Raw genomic sequence first — 19,079 nt, 5'->3', positions numbered from 1 at the left:
GTGCTCATTCCAGACTTCCATTTCAGAGTGTGACAACTTAGAAATCTACCGACAGCTGTCTCACATCTCAAGTTTCAGCCTGTTGCACTTATTGTATTACTCCAGCCAGTCACTCTGCGGCGTTACAACTACGGTCACATAGCTACGGCTATGCTCCCTACGTTGTGCCTTGCATAGTAACTGCCCACTTAGCCAGAAAATACGATTCCATTTTATTAACTACTTATTGATAAACTAACTGAAAAAACGTGTGATCAAATACTGAAAGCAGACATGTCCCAGATAGATACCCAAGATCCCTGTAACGCCTGACAGCACGGGAGGTGCAGGGATCGGCAAGCGGAAGAAGCTGAAGAGCATGCCTACGACAAAACCAGTGGCTGTAGCAATAAGGGCTTCGTTCATCAGGTGGCACCAGAAGAAACAGCAGGAAAACCTTATATTAGTCCATGAAAAAAGCCCCTGAAGCCTGATTCAGGGAAACGAAGCTTAAGCAACATAATAAGGTGGATTATGAAAACCGATACCCGACCACTGATCGGTGTCACTGCAAACACGGCAATGGATGGCCTGCACCGTGTACATCAGGCTGGACAAAAGTATCTTACCTCTGTTGTTCATGCTGCCAATGCCATAGCACTGGGTATTACTTTATTAGGCATTTGTCGTGGGTTTTAGGAAATGAATGTGGCGTTTGGTGGAACACTGCACCTGAAACAGCAAAAACTATGCACTCGCCGCTCAGTGGCACCCGGAATACAGGTCTGCCGATAATCTGTTTTCCATGAAAATCTATCAGGCATTTGCCGAAGCCTGTCGTACAAGGCATTACCGACGGTTACCGCATCTCCGCGTAAAGCCTCGCCCAATCGGGCGGGGATATAAGCGACCAGTCCGATAGGACTGGGGGTAAGCTGGATTCCATAACAGCAGTTATTATTCGTTGTATATTTACAGGATGCATGATACTCTGTAAGCATGAAACAAAAACGTGCCTATAAAGAAAGATTCTACCCAACGCCAGAACAGGAAACACTTCTTGCTCAGTCGTTCGGCTGTGGCCGTTTTGTCTATAACAACACCCTCCGTTTTCGCACTGATGCCTACTACAAAGACGGGAAATCCATATCCCACTCTGAGGTAGAAAAACGGCTTGTGTCGCTCAAGAAAGAGTTCCCATTTCTGGTTGATGTTTCCAGTGTGATCCTGCAACAAACACTTAGGGATCAGCAAGAAGCCTTCAAGAACTTCTGGGCTGGCAGGGCCAAATACCCTAAATTCAAAAAAAGACATTCAAGACAAAGTATGCGGCTGACAAAGGCTGCTTTCAGCATGAAAAACGGCCAACTGTTCATCGCCAAAAGCAAAGAGCCGTTGAATATCCGCTGGAGCCGACCACTGGCTTCTGAGCCTTCCAGTATCACCATCAGCAAAGATCTGGCAGGCCGGTACTTTGTTTCTATGCTTTGCGAATTTGAATCTAAAACAATGCCTATCAGCAACAAGACAGTAGGCATTGATTTAGGTTTAACCGATCTGTTCATCACATCAGACGGTAATAAATCCGGCAACCCCCGTCACACACGACGCTATGAGCAAAAGCTCGCCTATCTTCAGCGTCAACTGGCTAAAAAGCAAAAAGGCAGTAACAACCGAGCCAAAGCAAGGCTCAAGATTGCCCGTGTCCATGCCAAAATAGCCGACTGCCGGATGGATGCTACCCACAAGGCATCCCGTACACTGATTAACGAGAACCAAGTTGTGTGCGTTGAATCGTTGAATGTGAAGGGCATGATCAAAAACCCAAAGCTGGCAAAGCACATTGCTGATGCGAATTGGGGAGAGTTTGTCCGACAACTGAAGTACAAGTCTGAATGGGCTGATCGTACTGTGGTTGAGATAGACCGATTCTTTCCCAGTTCCAAGCGTTGCTCCTGCTGTGGGTTTGTTCATGAAAGTCTGCCGTTGTCTATTCGTGAATGGTATTGCCCTGAGTGCAATACCCATCACGACAGGGACATAAACGCAGCAAAGAATATAAGAACCGCCGGACTGGCGGGGTTAGCCTGTGGAGCGACTGGAACGGGGATGGCAGCTTAACAGCCGCTATCTAGGGAAGGCGTGACGAAGCAGGAAGGTTCTTGGAGCGATCTAAGAACCCTCGCCCGATAGGGCGGGGAATGTCAGCTCGTCACCACTAAGAACATAACCATAAGCAAAAATACTATGAAAAAGCTGGCCAGCTGGTTAAAAGCGCAGAGAGTCACCGAGGTCGAAGCGGTCATATCCGACTTTACCGGTATCGCCCGTGGCAAGATTATGCCCAGTAGCAAGTTTATTGCGGAAAAAGGCATACGACTGCCGGAAAGTTTGCTGATTCAGGGAGTGACCGGAGATTACGTCGATGATGAAATCTACTATGAGCTGATGAATGCCGCTGAGATCGATATGATTCTCAAACCCGATGAGTCCGCTGTCCATATGGTACCCTGGGCACTGGAGCCAACGGCGCTGGTTATCCATGACTGTTACGATAAGCAGGGCAACCTGATCAGCATGGCACCAAGGGCAGTGCTGAAAAACGTTCTGGCGCTTTATGAAGCCAAAGGCTGGAAGCCCGTCGTGGCACCTGAACTGGAATTTTACCTGACCAAACGCACCGCTAATCCGGACCACCCGTTGCAGCCGCCGGTTGGCCGATCCGGGCGTCCTGAGTCTGGCCGCCAATCCTATAGCATTGACGCTGCCAATGAATACGATCCTCTCTTTGAAGATGTTTACGACTGGTGTGAACAGCAGGGGCTGGATGTAGATACCCTGATTCACGAAGAAGGTGCAGCCCAGATGGAAATCAACTTCCGTCACGGTGATGCGTTGTCCCTGGCAGACCAGGTATTTATATTTAAACGCACGGTACGGGAAGCGGCATTAAAACATGAGATTAATGCCACTTTTATGGCCAAGCCCATCAGTGGTGAACCGGGCAGCTCCATGCACCTGCACCAGAGTATCCTGGATAAACAGGGAAACAACATTTTCAGCAACGAAGATGGCTCCCCCAGCAAGATGATTTACCACTATATTGGCGGGCTTCAGCAGTATGTCTCGGAAGCCATGCCTCTTTTTGCACCGAACGTAAACTCTTACCGTCGTTTTCTCAGGGATACCTCTGCACCGGTAAATCTGGCCTGGGGTATTGATAACCGGACTGTCAGCCTGAGAATTCCTGACTCATCTCCTGCCAACCGCCGTGTTGAAAACAGACTGGCAGGGGCGGACGCCAACCCATACCTCGCCTTTGCGGCATCACTGCTTTGTGGTTACCTTGGCATGGTAAATGCCGCAGAACCAACACAAGCCGTCACCGGAAATGCCTCTGATGATTCTAACGACAAAAGACTTCCACTTAATCTTGAGGAAGCCCTTGAGCTGATGGAACAGAGTGAAATTCTCAAAAAGACCCTGGGAAGACGCTTTGTTCGTTCCTATGTTGAAGTGAAGCGCACTGAATACCAGAACTTCAAAGAGATTATCAGCTCCTGGGAGCGTGAATATCTGCAGATGACCGTTTAAAAAAATAATAAAATTCTTGATGGTATGGCCTCTGGTGCGTCAATATTGGCTATGGACGACAGGAGCTGATTGCCGCAGCCTGTCAGCAGATGAAAGAGCTGCCTTACTACAACACTTTCTTTAAAACCACCCATAACCCGTGGTGTCGGCATGGTTGCGGCACTGGAAATGACCAATAACAGGGAAGCAAGAACCCGTTTTGATGATGAAGGCACAGCAGGCACCGTCTGCCGTGATTTCTGCTTCAAAAATGGTCTGGTGATGCGCGCAGTGGGCGATACCATGATCATCTCACCACCACTGATCATCAGCCATGCCGAGATTGATGAATTGGTGACCAAAGCCCGTAAATGCCTTGATTTAACCCTGGAGTACTTTAAAGGCGGAAAACTAATTCATGCGAGTTGTTATAACCCGGGTGTTTTTATCAACACCCCCACAGTAAAAAACAACCGTGGAAAACAACAAAAAGAATAACCATGATCAGACATCCGGGAAAGTCTCTGATTCAACTGCTGCGGCCTGAAAAGATAAAAAGAATCAAGCTGGCAAATGCGCCTGTTGTCTGTAAGGCAACAGGCGCTGATATTTATGGAGAACGTCGAGGAGAACCTGCTTTGGATGTAGGAACACGGTTAAAAACCGTTCGAATTATGCATAACCTCTCCCAGCGAGAGCTGGCTAAACGTGCCGGTGTTACCAATAGCACCATTTCGATGATTGAAAAAAACAGTGTCAGCCCATCAGTCAGCTCCCTGAAAAAAGTACTCGATGGCATTCCCATGTCGCTGGTGACGTTTTTCTCTGTGGAGATGGATGAGTACGGCTACGAGCCAGTCGTCTATCGTTCAGAAGAACTTCCTGCGATGATCATGGACAAGATACAGATCAAAGTCATTGGTCAACATAAGGCAAACCGTGCCATGGCCTTTATGGATGAATGTTACCCGCCGGGTTCCGATACCGGTGAGGAGATGCTCTGCCATGAAGGTGAAGAAGCCGGCATCATCATTGAAGGCCAGCTTGAGCTTACCGTGGGTAAAGATGTCTATCTGCTGAACCCCGGCGACAGCTATTATTTCGACAGCAACCGCCCTCACCGCTTCTGCAATCCGAGTAATGACAAAAAGTGTCGTTTGATCAGCTGTACAACTCCCGGTAATTTTTAATGCCTTCCGGTGCAGGCTATCCGGCCAGGCCCTTGCTTTAAAAAAATAACTATATTGCTTTCCAGAGAGATCGGTAAACCTGTGGAGCCCATGCCATGGGCATACGTGCATGGATGTATTGGATATATCCTCTGAGGTCATCAAATGCAAATTGCAACATCTACCTTGCCAAATGTCTTCCCTTCCCAGGTCACTTCTTCACACTCCCGGGAAACCACAAAAGCATCAGGTATCGCCGTCAGCCACGGGCAGACGAGTGCCAGTTGCCGTCATGGCCCAGCTCAAAAGCCTGAGCACAGGGCGATTTCTGACTATAGGGTAAGGCAGCTTGCCGGTAGTGCCTTACAGGCCGGAATGGGAGTGATGCGTAGTGTAGCGGGTTATGCATTTAATCAGGTAATGACCTCACCTTATATTGATGGTGTTGCACCAGGGCTTAAAACACTGCTCAGCTTTGCTGTTTTTTATCATCAACTGCAACCGGCCGGGGCGACATGTCCTTCTGACGAATTCAGCTGTGACAACGGTAAATGTATTGATATCAGAGAAGATCTGTGCGATGGGTTTAATAATTGTCGTGATAATAATAATTCTGATGAGCGGAAAGATATATGCACTAAGGACAAATGTGAAGAGTTGGAGCGGTTTATCTGCGCCAACAAAAAGTGCATTAAACGCAGGTGGGCCTGTAACGGGAGAGATGCTGGGAATGTTTATATGGATTGTGGTGATGGTTCCGATGAGGGGCCGAAAATATGCACTCAGGACAGATGTGAGAAGTTAGGGCGTAGTTTCCTCTGCCGCAACAGCTCAAAATGTATCTCTACCGAAAGAGTGTGCAATGGACATAATAGTTGTAATACTGTGAATGTTACGGATAATTCTGATGAGGGGATGAATTTATGCACACAGGCCAAATGTGATGAGCTAGGGCGTAGTATCCTCTGCAACTACAGAGACAAACCAAGATGTATCTCTCGCAGGATGCAGTGCGATGGAAAGATTGATTGTAGTGATGGTTCCGATGAGGGCGCGGATTTTTGCACTCAGGCCAGATGTGAAGAGTTAGGGCGTAGCTTTCTCTGCGGCAAAAACAAAAAGTGTATTGAGACCAAGTTTGTCTGTAAAAAGGATTTCTGTGACTTGCATAGAGATTATTATAATTATTGTGATGATAATTCCGATGAGGGGGCGGATTTATGCACACAGGCCAAATGTGAAGAGTTAGGGCGTGATTTCCGCTGCGACAGCAGCAAATGTATTCCTCGGGATAAAGTGTGCGATGGGAATTTTGATTGTTGTGATCACTCGGATGAGCGGGCAGATTTATGCAATACTGATGCCCCCCCAGCTTATGGCTGGCTTGCTTTACCCGCTGTTTTGACAATAGCCTCCTATGGGGTCTGTACCTATAAAAGTTATAAGACTCTCAGGCAGGCAAATCCGGACTCATCAACAACAACTCTATTGCTGGACGCACTCAGGCATCCGTTGCAATTCCGGCAGTCCCATCATCAACCCGCAGTTCCAGCGCAGCCGCCGACAGGTTCCGGGAGAGTTTTGGGGCGACAAAACGTTTAATGGCATAGATCAGGTGTCCATCCATCTGTGACTGATTAGCTGCAGTGGACGGTAAATGACAAAGGTCAGATTCATTCCCGGAAGCGGTGCCTTAAAGCGATATTCTCTGAAAGTACCAGTCAGTCTCAGGCTTTCACCCAAACGAATAATCATAATTAAAAGTGCAAAGATCACGTTAAACCCAAGCTATTGACCTCATAATAACCAATTACAATTCAATATAGGATTCATCAATGTATTCACCATCCAACATTTCTCTCAATCCCGGTCTCCAGGGTTTTAGCCCGGATCACTCATCCAGTGCCGGGATCACTGATATTTTACAGTCGAGGAATGATTCAGCAGCTGGTGTAAAAAATGTGCTGGCTTCAGAGACTGTCGGGTTAGTTTCCACAGGAGCAGATAGTAAAGTTAATCACCTGTCGTTACAGGATAGAACCATTTCTATTCCATCAGTTGGTGATGTTAAACAGGATTCTAATGGTTTTCGAAAAAGGCTTAAAAAAAATGAAGAACCGCTATCCCCTCCCGCCTTTGAAATATTACAACAGGCTAATAAAATTCAATCCATCCTGTCCAATGAACTTGATAAATATTTATTCACCCGAAAATTAACTGTCTGTACTGGACTATCAATATCAGCGGCTGAAAAAGAAATACACAGCTTTGCCAAAAAATTGGAGAATAGCCAATACCATTGGGATTATACAAAATCAGACATTGAACATTTAGCAAACGACCATAAACATATTTTCATTACTTTACACGACATGGACGTCAATACAAACCTGGCAGAAAGGCGTGTTAACAGCCTTGAAACAAGACACGATAAAACTGCAGCCATCCTGGAACATATCAACAGGGAAGAAAACAAAGCCATTATTACGGAAAAACTTTGTGAAGCACTCAAGAAGCCACGACATGACGTTGAAATTCTTTTTCAACGCTTTATCTGCGAAGCAGAAAAACCAAAATCACCACTGCATGCGGTAATGACAGGGCTTTGTCTTTTCAGTGCTTTTGGCAGATACAGCAGTTTTATTCTGGACAGGCAATCCACTGCCAGTGACATTATTGTCACGTTGATCGGGTCTTTCAGTACTGCTGCATTAACATTAGATGGGGTTTCAGCCGCTCCTGCCAGCTGGGAAGAGTATTCAGCAAAACTTTCCCGTGCACAGAAAACCTTCAATAAATGTTATTTCCCCGCATTATTCCTGGCCACGGCCAGCGACATGGCAAGGGTTGGCATTGCTGCCCATAAAGAATTTGGACTGACTATTGCCATTCTGGGTACTGCCTCAGAAGGTATTACCATGCTGGCCATTGGCTGTGAAGCACTCAATCTTCTCTACAAAGCCGGGGAAATAATAGGCAAGGCAGAGCGATGTCCTCTTGCTGCTGAGAATATTTTGACCGCTGATCTTGTTCAAACCGCTGCCATTGCTTCTCTGGTTTCGGCCTATGCCCTACCACTGGGTGTTGAACAATGGACCAATGATCTCCCGGAACTCATTCTGCCAGAATCATGGGCGTTTTCTTACGGGGCTCAGGCAGCAAAAATTATCATAATGTCGCCTCACGCGCTGGTTAATACCATTATTGAAACTTATATGACGGCAACATTTTTAGTGTCAATTAAAAAGGTAATATTTGAAACTGCACGTTTAACGTCTGCTTTTTGTAAGAAAAAAGCGGGCAGGCAAACACAACTAACCGATTCAGAAAAACGTATCTCTGATAAGATCGATAAAATTCTGACCACGCTTGGCTCTGTAACAGACTCCAGAGTTGGCAAAGTCGCCCTGGTTAAAGCCCTCCTGGGCCTGGCATGCAGCTTAACCGTTGGCAGTTTTGCGCTTTACAATGCCTTTGTTTACCAAATGGGCCTCAGTGCGGATACCCGGGAAAGGGCTGATACATTCAGAGTGTTGGCTAACGAAACTCGCTTTAACGGCACTTTGCATCCGGGTGTGTCGCCTGATCAACTGGATGGATTAGCAAGATGGGCTGACAGAGATGCCACTGTCAATGAATTTTCGGTCGGGACAACCATGACAGCCCAGTTTATGGAAGCCTTCAGTCTGGTCAAGGCCGCGGGGATGTTTTTTGGCGTTGGTAAGGCCCTGTATCAGAAATGCCGTGGCACTCAGCCTATGGCTCCGGGCCAGCTGCGCACCACACTGGAAGCGTCTTCGGAAGAAAAACTGGATGAAATTTTAGCCATTTTCCAGCAACAGGGCTCACTGTCCAAAAAATTAGTAGAATATAAAATTTCAACGATTTGACCAGCTAAGCCTTTACCTTCCTGTAAGGGGAAGGGTTATGCTGCATCAGTCAGTGAAAGATTGGCCACAGGAGCATAACCCATGACTGCCATAGAAACCGAACTGCGATTGAGTGGTCTTCGCTGTGCCGGCTGTGTTGGCAAGGTAGAAAAGGCCCTGCTTGCGGTGACCGGCGTTACTGCCGCCAGTGTTAATCTTGCCGACCGCACTGCACGGGTTGCCGGAACCGCCTCTTCAGAAGCGTTAGTGAGCGCAATAGAAAGTGTTGGCTTTGTCGCTGAGCTTGCTTCGGGAGTTCAAACCTCGGCAATGGTTGCCATCGCAGCCATGAACTGTGCCTCCTGCGTTGGCAAAATTGAAAAATCACTGCAGGGCATCGATGGGGTTAAGGGAACCGTTAATCTGGCGGATAAAACCGTTCTGCTGGAAAGTACCGGCGGTACGGATCTTCATATAGAGATCCATACCGTGCTTTCTGCGCTGGAACAGGCGGGATTTCCCGGCACAGTTCTTAACTTTGCAGAGGGTTCATTCGAGCAACAACAGGCTCAGCGGGAGGCAGAAGACTGGCGACGTTATCGCTATCTGCTGAAACATACCACCATCGCCCTGGGCCTCGGGATACCACTGATGATCTGGGGCATGGTCACCGGCGAGATGGGCGTCAACAGCCCTCAGGAGCAGATTGCCTGGGGTGTGGTTGGCGTTGTTACCGGACTGATTCTGTATTTCTCCGGAGGACACTTCTTCACAGGACTATGGCAGTCCCTGAAACATCGCAATGCCAATATGGACACTCTGGTGGCACTGGGCACCAGTGCCGCCTGGCTGTTTTCCATGATTGTTGTACTGTTCCCGGATTGGCTGCCCGACAGTGCCCGGCATGTCTATTTTGAAGCTTCCGCCATGATTATCGGCCTGATCAACCTGGGCCAGGCGCTGGAACTCAGAGCCAGGGGCAAAACCAGTGAAGCGGTAAAACGACTGCTTGGGCTTCAGGCCAGGACAGCGCGGGTGATTCGTGCTGGCAAAGAGCTGGATATCCCTGTGCAGCAAGTGCGTAAAGGCGACACACTGCGGGTACGCCCCGGAGAGAAGATTCCGGTGGATGGCAGCATTGTTGATGGCACGAGCTTTGTGGATGAATCCATGCTGACCGGTGAGCCTGTCCCTGTAGAAAAGCAGGCGGGTGATGCCATTAGTGCCGGCACCCTGAATAAAAATGGCTCACTGTTGTTTACTGCTGAAAAAGTGGGCAGTGAAACAGCACTCGCCCAGATTATCGCCCTGGTAAAAAAAGCCCAGAGTGCCAAGATGCCGATCGCCCGATTGGCCGATAAAATTTCCAGTATCTTTGTTCCTGCCGTTATCCTGATTGCCCTGCTGGCGGCAGCTGTCTGGTTTTTTGCAGGACCTGAGCCCAGGGTTGCCCATATGCTGGTGGTCACCACCACGGTGTTGATCATTGCCTGCCCATGCGCACTGGGCCTTGCCACGCCCATGTCAGTTATGGTGGGAGTGGGTAAAGCTGCGGAGCTGGGCATTTTGATTCGTAAAGGTGACGCATTGCAGCAGGCCAGTAAACTGACGACGCTGGTTCTGGATAAAACGGGCACCATCACCGAAGGCCGCCCCACCGTTACTGAGATTGTCAGCCTGGAGCCATACACCGAAATCGAACTGTTAACCCTGGCAGCCAGCCTGGAACAAGGCTCTGAACACCCCCTTGCTGAAGCAATTGTGGCATCCGCCCAGTCAAGGCAGATAGCACTGAAAGCCGTTGAGGGCTTTCAGGCCATTCCCGGTCACGGCGTCTCTGGCAACGTCGATGGTCAGGTATTGCTGCTGGGTAATAAAAAATTGATGACCGACAATGGCTACAACATCGAAAGCCTGGTCGATAAAGCGGAACAACTGGCAGAACAGGGGCAAACCCCGATGTTTATGGCGATTAATGACTGTCTGGCCGGGATCATCTCCGTTTCAGACCCTATCCGGGCCGACTCACTGGCAGCCATCAAACGACTTCATAATCTGGGTATTACCGTGGTTATGCTCACCGGAGATAACCGGTTAACAGCACAGGCCATTGCCAGACAGGCGGGCATCGATGAGTTCCATGCCGAAGTTCTGCCTGAAGATAAAGCCGGGCATGTGATAGAACTACAGCGTCTTCTATCCGGGAGCGGTCATAAAGTGGGTATGGCAGGTGATGGCATCAACGATGCCCCGGCACTGGCCCAGTCCGATGTTGGCTTTGCCATTGGCACCGGGACCGATGTTGCCATTGAATCGGCGGATGTGACCCTGATGGGTGCATCTCTTCACGGTGTCGCAAATGCCATTGAACTCTCAAGAGCAACACTGAGCAATATCAAACAGAACCTGTTCGGTGCCTTTATCTACAACTCATTAGGCATACCCATTGCCGCGGGCATCCTGTTCCCGTTTACCGGCATGCTGCTCAATCCGGTTATCGCCGGTGGTGCCATGGCACTGTCGTCGGTAACCGTGGTGTCCAATGCCAACCGGTTAAGGTGGTTCAAACCATCAACTAATAAACATCAATTGTCATAAAATCATGCGACTGGCAGTGTCAGGGTAACCTCCAGCCCACCCTCTGGATGGTTACGAAGTCTGAGGCTGCCGCCATGAATCCGCGCCAGGTGGCGAGCGGTGATCAGCCCAAGACCGTTACCATCGGGGTTCTTCTGACAGCCGTAGTCCAGCCGGAAATAAGGTTTAAAAATCGTTTCTTCCATCCCCTCTGGAATACCGGGCCCATTATCACGGACAATAATGATGACCTGATCGGCTACCCGCTCAATATAAACATTGGCCGGTGCCCCATAAACAATCGCATTGCCAATCAGGTTCTCCAGACACCGTTTAAGCGCCAGCGGTTTGCCGGTGATGTTATAACGCCCGTCACCCTCAGGATGATTCAGGAACGGTGTATGCAGCCAGGCCCTCTGCCCAACTGATTGGGCAGCCAGTGTCATGTCATTCAGCATTCTTTCCAGATCAACCACCCGGGGGGGTTCGTGGATATCGGTATTGCTGACCACCTGCAGGGCCGACTTGACCATGATTTCCAGGTGTTCCAGGTCATGGATAAACGGCTCCCGCTGGACGTCATCATCCAGCATTTCGGCTCGCAGGCGCAGTCGGGTAATCGGCGTTTTCAGGTCATGGGAAATCCCCGAGAACAACTGTTTCCGGTCATTCATATAATGGCGGATATTCTGCTGCATCTGGTTAAAAGCCCGGGCCGTTCTTTCATACTCCAGACAACCCCGTTCAGGAATGGCCACAGGCTCCAGATCCCGCCCAAAATCGTTTGCTGCTTTGGATAACGCCGCAAAAGGACGAACCATAAAATAGATAGCCATGGTCGCAAATACCAGCAGCACCAGCATCCAGATCAAATAGGAAGTTTGCAAAGGTGCCGGGGAGGAGTCATCAGCCGAGAGAATGGATGAGTCTGGCATCAGGGTTGCCAGGTATAGCCACTCACTGTTTTCAAGCTCAACCTGAATCACCAGAACCGGAAGATCCAGAGGCTCAACCAATAACGTTTCCTGACCCCGGTTATCGGGAAGATCCTGCAGCAGCGTTTGATTATCAAACACCTTCAGCGTTTCCGGCCGGGAAAAAGCCACCTCGACCCGGCCACTGATATGATTGGCGTTTTTAAGTACTGCCTTAAAGACATTCACCACCGTTTGATGGGCCCATGAGTTCTCATAAGGCACCAGTTTAATAAACTCCGGATTCAGGGTGATGAAGTAACGGGCTCCTCCCATGTAACGCAGTTTGTTGATAGCGGCCTTGCGGAGTGAGGCAGGCAATGTCACAAAATATTCAGTGGTAGCCGACATACGCAGCGCCACACTGGTTGATACTCTGGCAAGCGCTTCCTGCCGGTCACTCTCGGTTTCCCGCTCCCAGAGATGATTCACCAGAAGCTGGGAGGTGAACACCAGGGCAAACATCACCATCAGGAAACGGCCGGCCAGCGTCCTTGGTGAGCACTCATGAAACTGGTGTTTGAGGATTTGCCAATACTCTTTTATGATGCCGGTCATTCTTACACTCACGAAAGAACAGGCACGGCGGCTTCATGGGAAAATCGAACCTCAGTAGCCATCAGGTATCCGGCACCTCGCACGGTTTTGATGATCGCCGGTGACCTGGCATCATCACCCAGACACTGGCGGAGACGGCTGATATGGACATCAATAAAACGGTCCAGTGGATCTGAACCGCGTTTGCGGGTTTCGCCAGCAATATACTCACGACTCAACACCCTGCCGGCATTGTTCACAAAGAGCATCAACAGATTGTAATCAGCACCAGAGAGCGGCAAGGGTTCCCCTTCCGTATCAGACAATGACCGGGTAACCATATCCAGGCGAAGGCCATGAAAACAGCAAAACCGTGAAGGCGGCTGGGCCTCAGCGGTTTGCTCACTGCGCCGGAAAATGGCTTTGATTCGGGCCAGTAGCTCCCTCGGGTTAAAGGGTTTGGCAAGGTAGTCGTCTGCCCCGATTTCCAGACCAACAATACGGTCCATTTCATCAGATACGGCAGTGAGCATGATCACAGGGACTTTGGTAAAGGTTCTCAACTGCCGACAGACATCAAAGCCATCAATACCCGGCATCATGATATCCAGCACCACCAGCGCATTCCGGGTTTCTTCCACGGACAGTGATTGGAACCGTTCCAGAAAAGACTCACCATCCGGCGATGTTTCTACAGCAAAACCATGCTTTGTCAGGTATTCAGCCAGTAACTGCCGAATGCCATCATCATCATCCACCACAAAAATCCGGTGCGATGCCCTCATAGTTCCCCCTAACCATATAATAACCACGTCGTCAGGCAGGATTATCCCAATCATTGCTGAGCAAAACTATTGATCCCTGACAATATGGACGTCGATCGACGTACCTATTTATGACCGCTGTGTTAAGACTTTGTTACATTTCGTTGAGCTGCCTTACCCTAACAGCAAGCACTATCTGATACCATCAAAACACACAGAAATTCACCGAAGGACAACCATGAAAAAAGTCACAGCGCTGGCTGCCATGATTGCAGCGATGACCATTGGCAGTGCCGCTCAGGCCAGCACTACCCTGGGCGTTACCGTTTACAAATACGACGATAACTTTATGGCAAGCGTTCGCCGGGCTATCGAAGCAGAAGCCGACAAGGTTGACGGTGTTCGACTGCTGATGAACGACTCGCAGAACGATCAGTCCAAGCAGAATGACCAGGTTGACGTTATGCTGGCCAGAGGGGTGGATGCTCTGGCGATTAATCTGGTGGATCCTGCCGCCGCTCCGGTCATCATTCAAAAAGCCAAGTACGATGATGTTCCCATTGTCTTCTACAACAAAGAGCCCACCGCTGAAGCCCTGGCCAGCTATAAGCATGCTTACTACGTTGGCACTGACTCCAAGGAATCGGGCATTATCCAGGGAGAACTGATTGCTGAGCACTGGGCCAGAAACTCAGCCTGGGATCTGAACGGTGATGGCAGGATCCAGTATGTATTACTGAAAGGTGAGCCCGGTCACCCGGACGCAGAAGCAAGAACGTCCTATGTCATCTCTGCACTGAATGACCGGGGCTACCCGACGGCAGAACTCCATATGGATACCGCCATGTGGGATACCGCCATGGCAAAAGACAAGGTTGATGCCTGGATCTCTGGCCCGAATGCCGACAAAATTGAAGTGGTTATCGCCAACAATGATGCCATGGCCATGGGCGCTATCGAGTCCCTGAAAGCCGCAGGTAAATCCGCCATTCCCGTGTTTGGCGTTGATGCCCTGACAGAAGCACTGGCACTGATTAAGGGCGGGCAGATGCAGGGAACCGTACTGAACGACGCCAATAACCAGGCTAAAGCCGCTTTTCAGTTAGCCAATAACCTGGCCAATGGCAAAGCCGCAGGTGAAGGCACCAACTGGAATATCGAAAATAAAATCGTTCGCGTACCTTACGTGGGTGTCGATAAAGACGACTTGTGACAGGCAGGTTAAGGTCTGACTAACCCCTCGTTCCCACGCAGAAGAGGGTATTGCGGAAGGCCTAAAAAGAAGGGAACCACAAAGGCACAAAGACACAAAGTTTTATCTGGGCTTGCCGGAGCTACGCTCGGCAAACAAAAAGGCTTTCTTTGTGTCTTCGTGTCTCTGTGGTTCAAGGCTTTTATACTTTTTGCAACACCCTCAGAAGCATGGGAACGAGAGGAAACCAGGCCAAATTTTCAACTCCGTTTCTTATTCAAAAGAGCAGCCTCCCAGGCATTTCCGATGCCCTTTCCGGGTGCTCTTTATCTCTGAAAAGTCAGAATGCTATGGATACCAGCAACCATTTGATTAACGACAGTGAATGGCTTCTGGAAATGACCGACATCAGCAAATCATTTCCCGGAGTAAAAGCCCTGGACCGGGTTAATCTAAAAGTGCGTCCTCACTCCGTCCATGCCCTGATGGGGGAAAATGGTGCCGGCAAATCAACGCTCTTAAAATGTCTTTTCGGTATTTATGAAAAAGACGAAGGCAGTATTTATTTTCAAGGCAAGGCCACTGAATTTACCTCATCAAAGGAAGCACTCACTCACGGTGTTTCCATGGTGCATCAGGAGCTGAACCAGGTATTGCAATCCAGCGTGATGGACAATGTCTGGTTGGGTCGTTACCCAAAGAAACATGGTTTTATTGATCACAAAACCATGTACGACGAAACCAAAAAGATCTTTGACGAGCTGGATATTGATGTTGATCCAAAAGATAAGGTGGCGGATCTGTCTGTTTCCAAACGACAGATGGTGGAAATTGCCAAGGCATTTTCCTACAACGCCAAAATTGTCATTATGGATGAACCGACTTCGTCCCTTTCAGAAAAAGAAGTCCGCCACCTGTTTACCATCATTAATAAATTAAAAGAGCGTGGCTGCGGTATTGTCTACATCTCTCATAAGATGGAAGAAATTTTTTCTATCTGCGACGACATTACCATACTTCGGGATGGTCAATGGGTGACTACCCGGCCACTGGCAGGTCTGGATATGGACCAGATCATCAGCTTGATGGTGGGGCGGGAACTGACCCAGCGATTCCCTCAGCGGGATCACCAGCCGAAAGAAGTGATCCTTCAGGTTGAGCATTTGACCGCCAAAAACCAGCCCTCCATACAGGATGTCAGCTTTGAACTCCGTAAAGGGGAAATTCTGGGTATCGCCGGTCTGGTGGGTGCCCGTCGTACCGATGTCGTGGAAACCATTTTTGGTATTCGCGATAAAAGTGCGGGCGTCATCAAGCTGCATGGAAAGACACTGGACAATAAGGATGCATACCAGGCCATCCAGAATGGCTTCTCTCTGGTCACCGAAGAGCGACGTGCGACGGGTATCTACGCCACACTCGACATCACCTTTAACGCTCTGATTGCCAATATTGAAAAGTACAGACAACGTTTTGGCCTGTTAAGTAATCAGACCATGGGGGCGGATACCCAGTGGGTCATTGATGCCATGAAGGTAAAAACACCCGGTCATAAAACGCACATCGGATCACTCTCCGGCGGTAACCAACAGAAAGTGGTCATTGGCCGCTGGCTTCTGACCCAACCGGAAATCCTGATGCTGGATGAACCGACCCGGGGGATTGATGTGGGTGCCAAGTTTGAAATCTATCAGCTGATTCTGGATCTGGCGAAAAAGGATAAAGGCATCATTATGATTTCTTCAGAAATGCCTGAGTTGCTGGGTGTCACTGACCGCATCATGGTAATGAGTAATGGCCGGGTTGCCGGCATTGTCAATACCCGGGAAACCACGCAGCACGAAATTCTTGAACTGGCTGCACGCTATCTATAACGCATTTTTATTTACTGAAACGAACAGGGGGAGAGACTGCCATGAGTGTTGCCAGCAGTCTGACGGCGGGAAAACAACTGAGTGTTCTGCGCCTGGTAAAAGAAGGTGGTATCTATGCGGTGCTGCTGATTCTTCTGGCGGTGATCATTATACAGGAACCGTCGTTTGTAAGTTTAAGAAACCTCAGCAATATCCTGACCCAGTCGTCGGTCAGAATTATTATCGCCCTGGGGGTTGCCAGTCTGATCGTTACCCAGGGAACCGACCTTTCTGCCGGTCGTCAGGTTGGTCTGGCAGCGGTCATCTCGGCAACCCTGTTGCAAGCCCTGGAAAATGTCAACAAAGTCTTCCCGGAGCTGGGGCCACTGCCGATCCCTGCTGTTATCATGATTGTCTGTGCCATTGGTGCATTGATCGGTCTGGTGAACGGGCTGGTGGTCGCCTACCTGAAAGTGACGCCGTTCATCGCCACCATGGGTACGATGATTATCGTCTATGGCGTGAACTCCCTCTACTATGACTATGTGGGCGCTTCGCCAGTGGCCGGTTTTGCCACTCAGTTCTCCGAATTTACCCAGGGCTTTATCCGACTGGGTGACTTCCGGCTTTCCTACATCACCTTCTATGCGGTTATTGCCATTATTTTCAGCTGGGTACTGTGGAACAAAACCGTCTTTGGCAAAAACATCTTTGCCATCGGTGGTAACCCGGAGGCGGCCAAAGTATCTGGTGTCAACGTACCACTTACCCTGCTGAAGGTGTATGCGCTTTCCGGTGTGTTTTATGCCTTTGCCGGTCTTCTGGAAGCCGGGCGTATTGGTTCTGCCACCAATAACCTGGGTTTTTTGTATGAACTGGATGCCATTGCCGCCTGTGTGGTTGGCGGGGTGTCTTTTGCCGGTGGCGTCGGCAGTATCATGGGCGTGGTCACCGGCGTATTGATCTTTACCATCATTAACTACGGTATGACTTATATCGGCATCAACCCTTACTGGCAGTTTATTATCAAGGGGGGAATTATTATCTTTGCCGTAGCTCTGGATTCCATGAAATACGCCAATAAAAAATAGTCGATAAAACGACGATGTCGAAGCACTGGCTCAGCAGAAAATTGCCGATCACATGGTCTGATCAAGAAACGCAATCACCTGTTCAGCCAGTGCTTCCGGCATTGTCTCCACCGATATTTCCAGGTGTCGATGCAACTCACCTCTACCCAGCAGTCTGGATAACATACCCTGCAAACCCCGTTGCTGACGATCGACTTCAAACCAGAGTTTAAGCTGTTGCTCATCACGCCAGGCAACAATTTCCAGCTCCCGCCAGCGGCCAAGAAACTTCCCGGAGACCGGGATAAATTCAAACTCCTGAACAAACGGCAGCGCAAAGCCACTGGCGGCCAGTATCCCGGGTCATTCATTATTCTGACCAGGCTCCGGCAGGTTATGTGCAGCTATATGTGCGTCAGTTTCTGCATAGGAGAGTATTTCTCTACAGCCACTCAGCGGACAGTTCACAAACAACCTGCCAATCTCATCCATGCTGGAAATATCGTAGTTTTCCAGTTTCTTGTCATCGCCACACCGACGATTGGGACAGCGTTGTTCATTACTAAGCCAGCACTGGTTACAAACCCGATGGCCGCAAACCGTAACTTTGGTACCCTGCAAAAAATAAATATTACACCCTGAGCACGTCGCTCTGGATGACAGCATCTCCATAAGCTCTTTGTCATTAAGGCTCCTTTTGGCCATGGTCACCATATTACCTGCTGAAGTCACGACATAATCCAGTTTCATCCCGGGCATACAGCTCACTTATCAATACTGTGTGATCGCAAAAAACCGGTACCTTCAGTGCACAGCAAAAGTATGTATGCGACGATCTTTTCTTTTTAGTAGGCGGTAGTCTGGTATAGTTCTTTGTGATCACCAAGGAGGGTTGGTATTTCTCCATATACTGTACATCATGGGTCATTATCTGAAAGCCTCTTACACAGGCTTCGGTCAGTTCAGTCCTGGTCAAATCAATCGCTGAACAATATTGCTGAGGACATTCCTCGGTTCAAAGGCAAAACAACTGCCGTCGTCTTCCTCCATCGTTAAAAGAACCTGGGCAATTTTCTCCGGATCCGCAGCGGAGGGAACAAGCGTTCCGGGTAATGGGACACACAGGCGATCAGGCTCTCCGATGGTGATTCCCAGCCCGGCTTCTTCTATGGTGACGCCGGTAATGTCCAGGGAAAATATGGAACAAGGCAGGTAGCAACCTTTTTCCAGCTTTTTAAAGCCCGATGCAGGAATACGTTTCCCTCTGATAAAACTATTAATATCAGGTAATAAGGTATCGATGTAGGCAGTGTTCGGATAGCGCTCAAGATAGTCAGCGAGTTCTGTTTTGAAATCTGGCATTGATGGATCCCCTGGTTTTTTTAACACAAGCTAATTTACCGGCGGTTACAGGGCTTTATCTGTTATGTCTCCTGAACACAGAGCAAAAAATTCATTCAAAAATATTTTTTAGATGAAAAAACCAATAAAAAGTCATATTCAAGATAAAATCCTGTGAAAA

16 protein-coding genes and 1 pseudogene are annotated in these 19,079 nt (G+C 49.0%); 11 read left to right on the top strand and 6 right to left on the bottom strand.

Annotation, left to right across the window (positions count from 1 at the left end; translation table 11 throughout):
* Positions 1-234: 234 nt before the first annotated feature.
* Complete coding sequence (locus CX664_RS28025; protein ID WP_101744873.1) at positions 235-405, bottom strand: XapX domain-containing protein; 171 nt, start codon at positions 403-405, stop codon at positions 235-237.
* Between the two features lie 108 nt (positions 406-513).
* Here CX664_RS28025 and CX664_RS26900 point away from each other — a divergent pair, with 108 nt between their 5' ends.
* From CX664_RS26900 to CX664_RS00765, 8 genes are all read left to right on the top strand, one after another.
* Entirely contained in the window at positions 514-678 is a 165-nt protein-coding gene (locus CX664_RS26900) for a hypothetical protein (RefSeq protein ID WP_219622108.1), read from the top strand.
* Positions 679-978: 300 nt separating this feature from the next.
* On the top strand, positions 979-2,100 hold the full coding sequence (locus CX664_RS00795; protein WP_101744872.1) for an RNA-guided endonuclease InsQ/TnpB family protein: 1,122 nt from the start codon (positions 979-981) through the stop codon (positions 2,098-2,100).
* Between the two features lie 126 nt (positions 2,101-2,226).
* A complete protein-coding gene (locus tag CX664_RS00790) occupies positions 2,227-3,573 on the top strand; it encodes a glutamine synthetase family protein (protein ID WP_101744871.1) in 1,347 nt (448 codons plus the stop codon).
* Positions 3,574-3,723: 150 nt separating this feature from the next.
* Complete coding sequence (locus tag CX664_RS00785; RefSeq protein WP_276328463.1) at positions 3,724-4,050, top strand: hypothetical protein; 327 nt, start codon at positions 3,724-3,726, stop codon at positions 4,048-4,050.
* A 2-nt stretch (positions 4,051-4,052) separates the two neighbouring features.
* Positions 4,053-4,742 (top strand): cupin domain-containing protein, encoded by a 690-nt coding sequence (locus tag CX664_RS00780; protein WP_441080186.1) that lies wholly within the window; start codon positions 4,053-4,055, stop codon positions 4,740-4,742.
* A gap of 144 nt (positions 4,743-4,886) precedes the next feature.
* Positions 4,887-6,323 carry a hypothetical protein gene (locus tag CX664_RS00775; RefSeq protein ID WP_101744870.1) on the top strand — a complete coding sequence of 479 codons (1,437 nt, stop codon included), beginning with the start codon at positions 4,887-4,889 and terminating at the stop codon, positions 6,321-6,323.
* Positions 6,324-7,093: 770 nt separating this feature from the next.
* On the top strand, positions 7,094-8,611 hold the full coding sequence (locus CX664_RS00770) for a hypothetical protein (protein WP_145999736.1): 1,518 nt from the start codon (positions 7,094-7,096) through the stop codon (positions 8,609-8,611).
* Between the two features lie 81 nt (positions 8,612-8,692).
* Positions 8,693-11,188: a heavy metal translocating P-type ATPase gene (locus tag CX664_RS00765; RefSeq protein ID WP_101744868.1), complete on the top strand. Its 2,496-nt coding sequence runs from the start codon at positions 8,693-8,695 to the stop codon at positions 11,186-11,188.
* A gap of 2 nt (positions 11,189-11,190) precedes the next feature.
* On the opposite strand, the gene CX664_RS00760 is transcribed toward CX664_RS00765, so the two are convergent.
* A complete protein-coding gene (locus tag CX664_RS00760) occupies positions 11,191-12,699 on the bottom strand; it encodes an ATP-binding protein (protein ID WP_101744867.1) in 1,509 nt (502 codons plus the stop codon).
* 8 nt (positions 12,700-12,707) lie between these two features.
* Entirely contained in the window at positions 12,708-13,463 is a 756-nt protein-coding gene (locus CX664_RS00755) for a response regulator (RefSeq protein WP_101744879.1), read from the bottom strand.
* 217 nt (positions 13,464-13,680) lie between these two features.
* Here CX664_RS00755 and mglB point away from each other — a divergent pair, with 217 nt between their 5' ends.
* From mglB to mglC, 3 genes are all read left to right on the top strand, one after another.
* The gene (mglB, locus tag CX664_RS00750; protein ID WP_101744866.1) at positions 13,681-14,655 is read left to right on the top strand and encodes a galactose/glucose ABC transporter substrate-binding protein MglB; all 975 of its coding nucleotides are present in this window, start codon (positions 13,681-13,683) and stop codon (positions 14,653-14,655) included.
* 329 nt (positions 14,656-14,984) lie between these two features.
* Positions 14,985-16,508, top strand: coding sequence for a galactose/methyl galactoside ABC transporter ATP-binding protein MglA (gene mglA / locus CX664_RS00745; protein ID WP_101744878.1), 1,524 nt, complete (start codon positions 14,985-14,987; stop codon positions 16,506-16,508).
* Positions 16,509-16,549: 41 nt separating this feature from the next.
* The gene (mglC, locus tag CX664_RS00740) at positions 16,550-17,578 is read left to right on the top strand and encodes a galactose/methyl galactoside ABC transporter permease MglC (RefSeq protein WP_101744865.1); all 1,029 of its coding nucleotides are present in this window, start codon (positions 16,550-16,552) and stop codon (positions 17,576-17,578) included.
* Positions 17,579-17,773: 195 nt separating this feature from the next.
* Here mglC and CX664_RS27715 read toward each other — a convergent pair.
* From CX664_RS27715 to CX664_RS00725, 3 genes and pseudogenes are all read right to left on the bottom strand, one after another.
* A pseudogene (locus tag CX664_RS27715) lies at positions 17,774-17,890 on the bottom strand (sporulation protein); the annotation flags it as partial.
* A gap of 30 nt (positions 17,891-17,920) precedes the next feature.
* The gene (locus CX664_RS00730; protein WP_180966337.1) at positions 17,921-18,316 is read right to left on the bottom strand and encodes a hypothetical protein; all 396 of its coding nucleotides are present in this window, start codon (positions 18,314-18,316) and stop codon (positions 17,921-17,923) included.
* 213 nt (positions 18,317-18,529) lie between these two features.
* The gene (locus CX664_RS00725) at positions 18,530-18,919 is read right to left on the bottom strand and encodes a type I glutamate--ammonia ligase (RefSeq protein ID WP_174783901.1); all 390 of its coding nucleotides are present in this window, start codon (positions 18,917-18,919) and stop codon (positions 18,530-18,532) included.
* Positions 18,920-19,079: the final 160 nt, after the last annotated feature.

The sequence above is a fragment of the Endozoicomonas acroporae genome, assembly GCF_002864045.1.
GTDB lineage: Bacteria > Pseudomonadota > Gammaproteobacteria > Pseudomonadales > Endozoicomonadaceae > Endozoicomonas > Endozoicomonas acroporae.
This window is presented reverse-complemented; position numbering and strand designations above follow the sequence as displayed.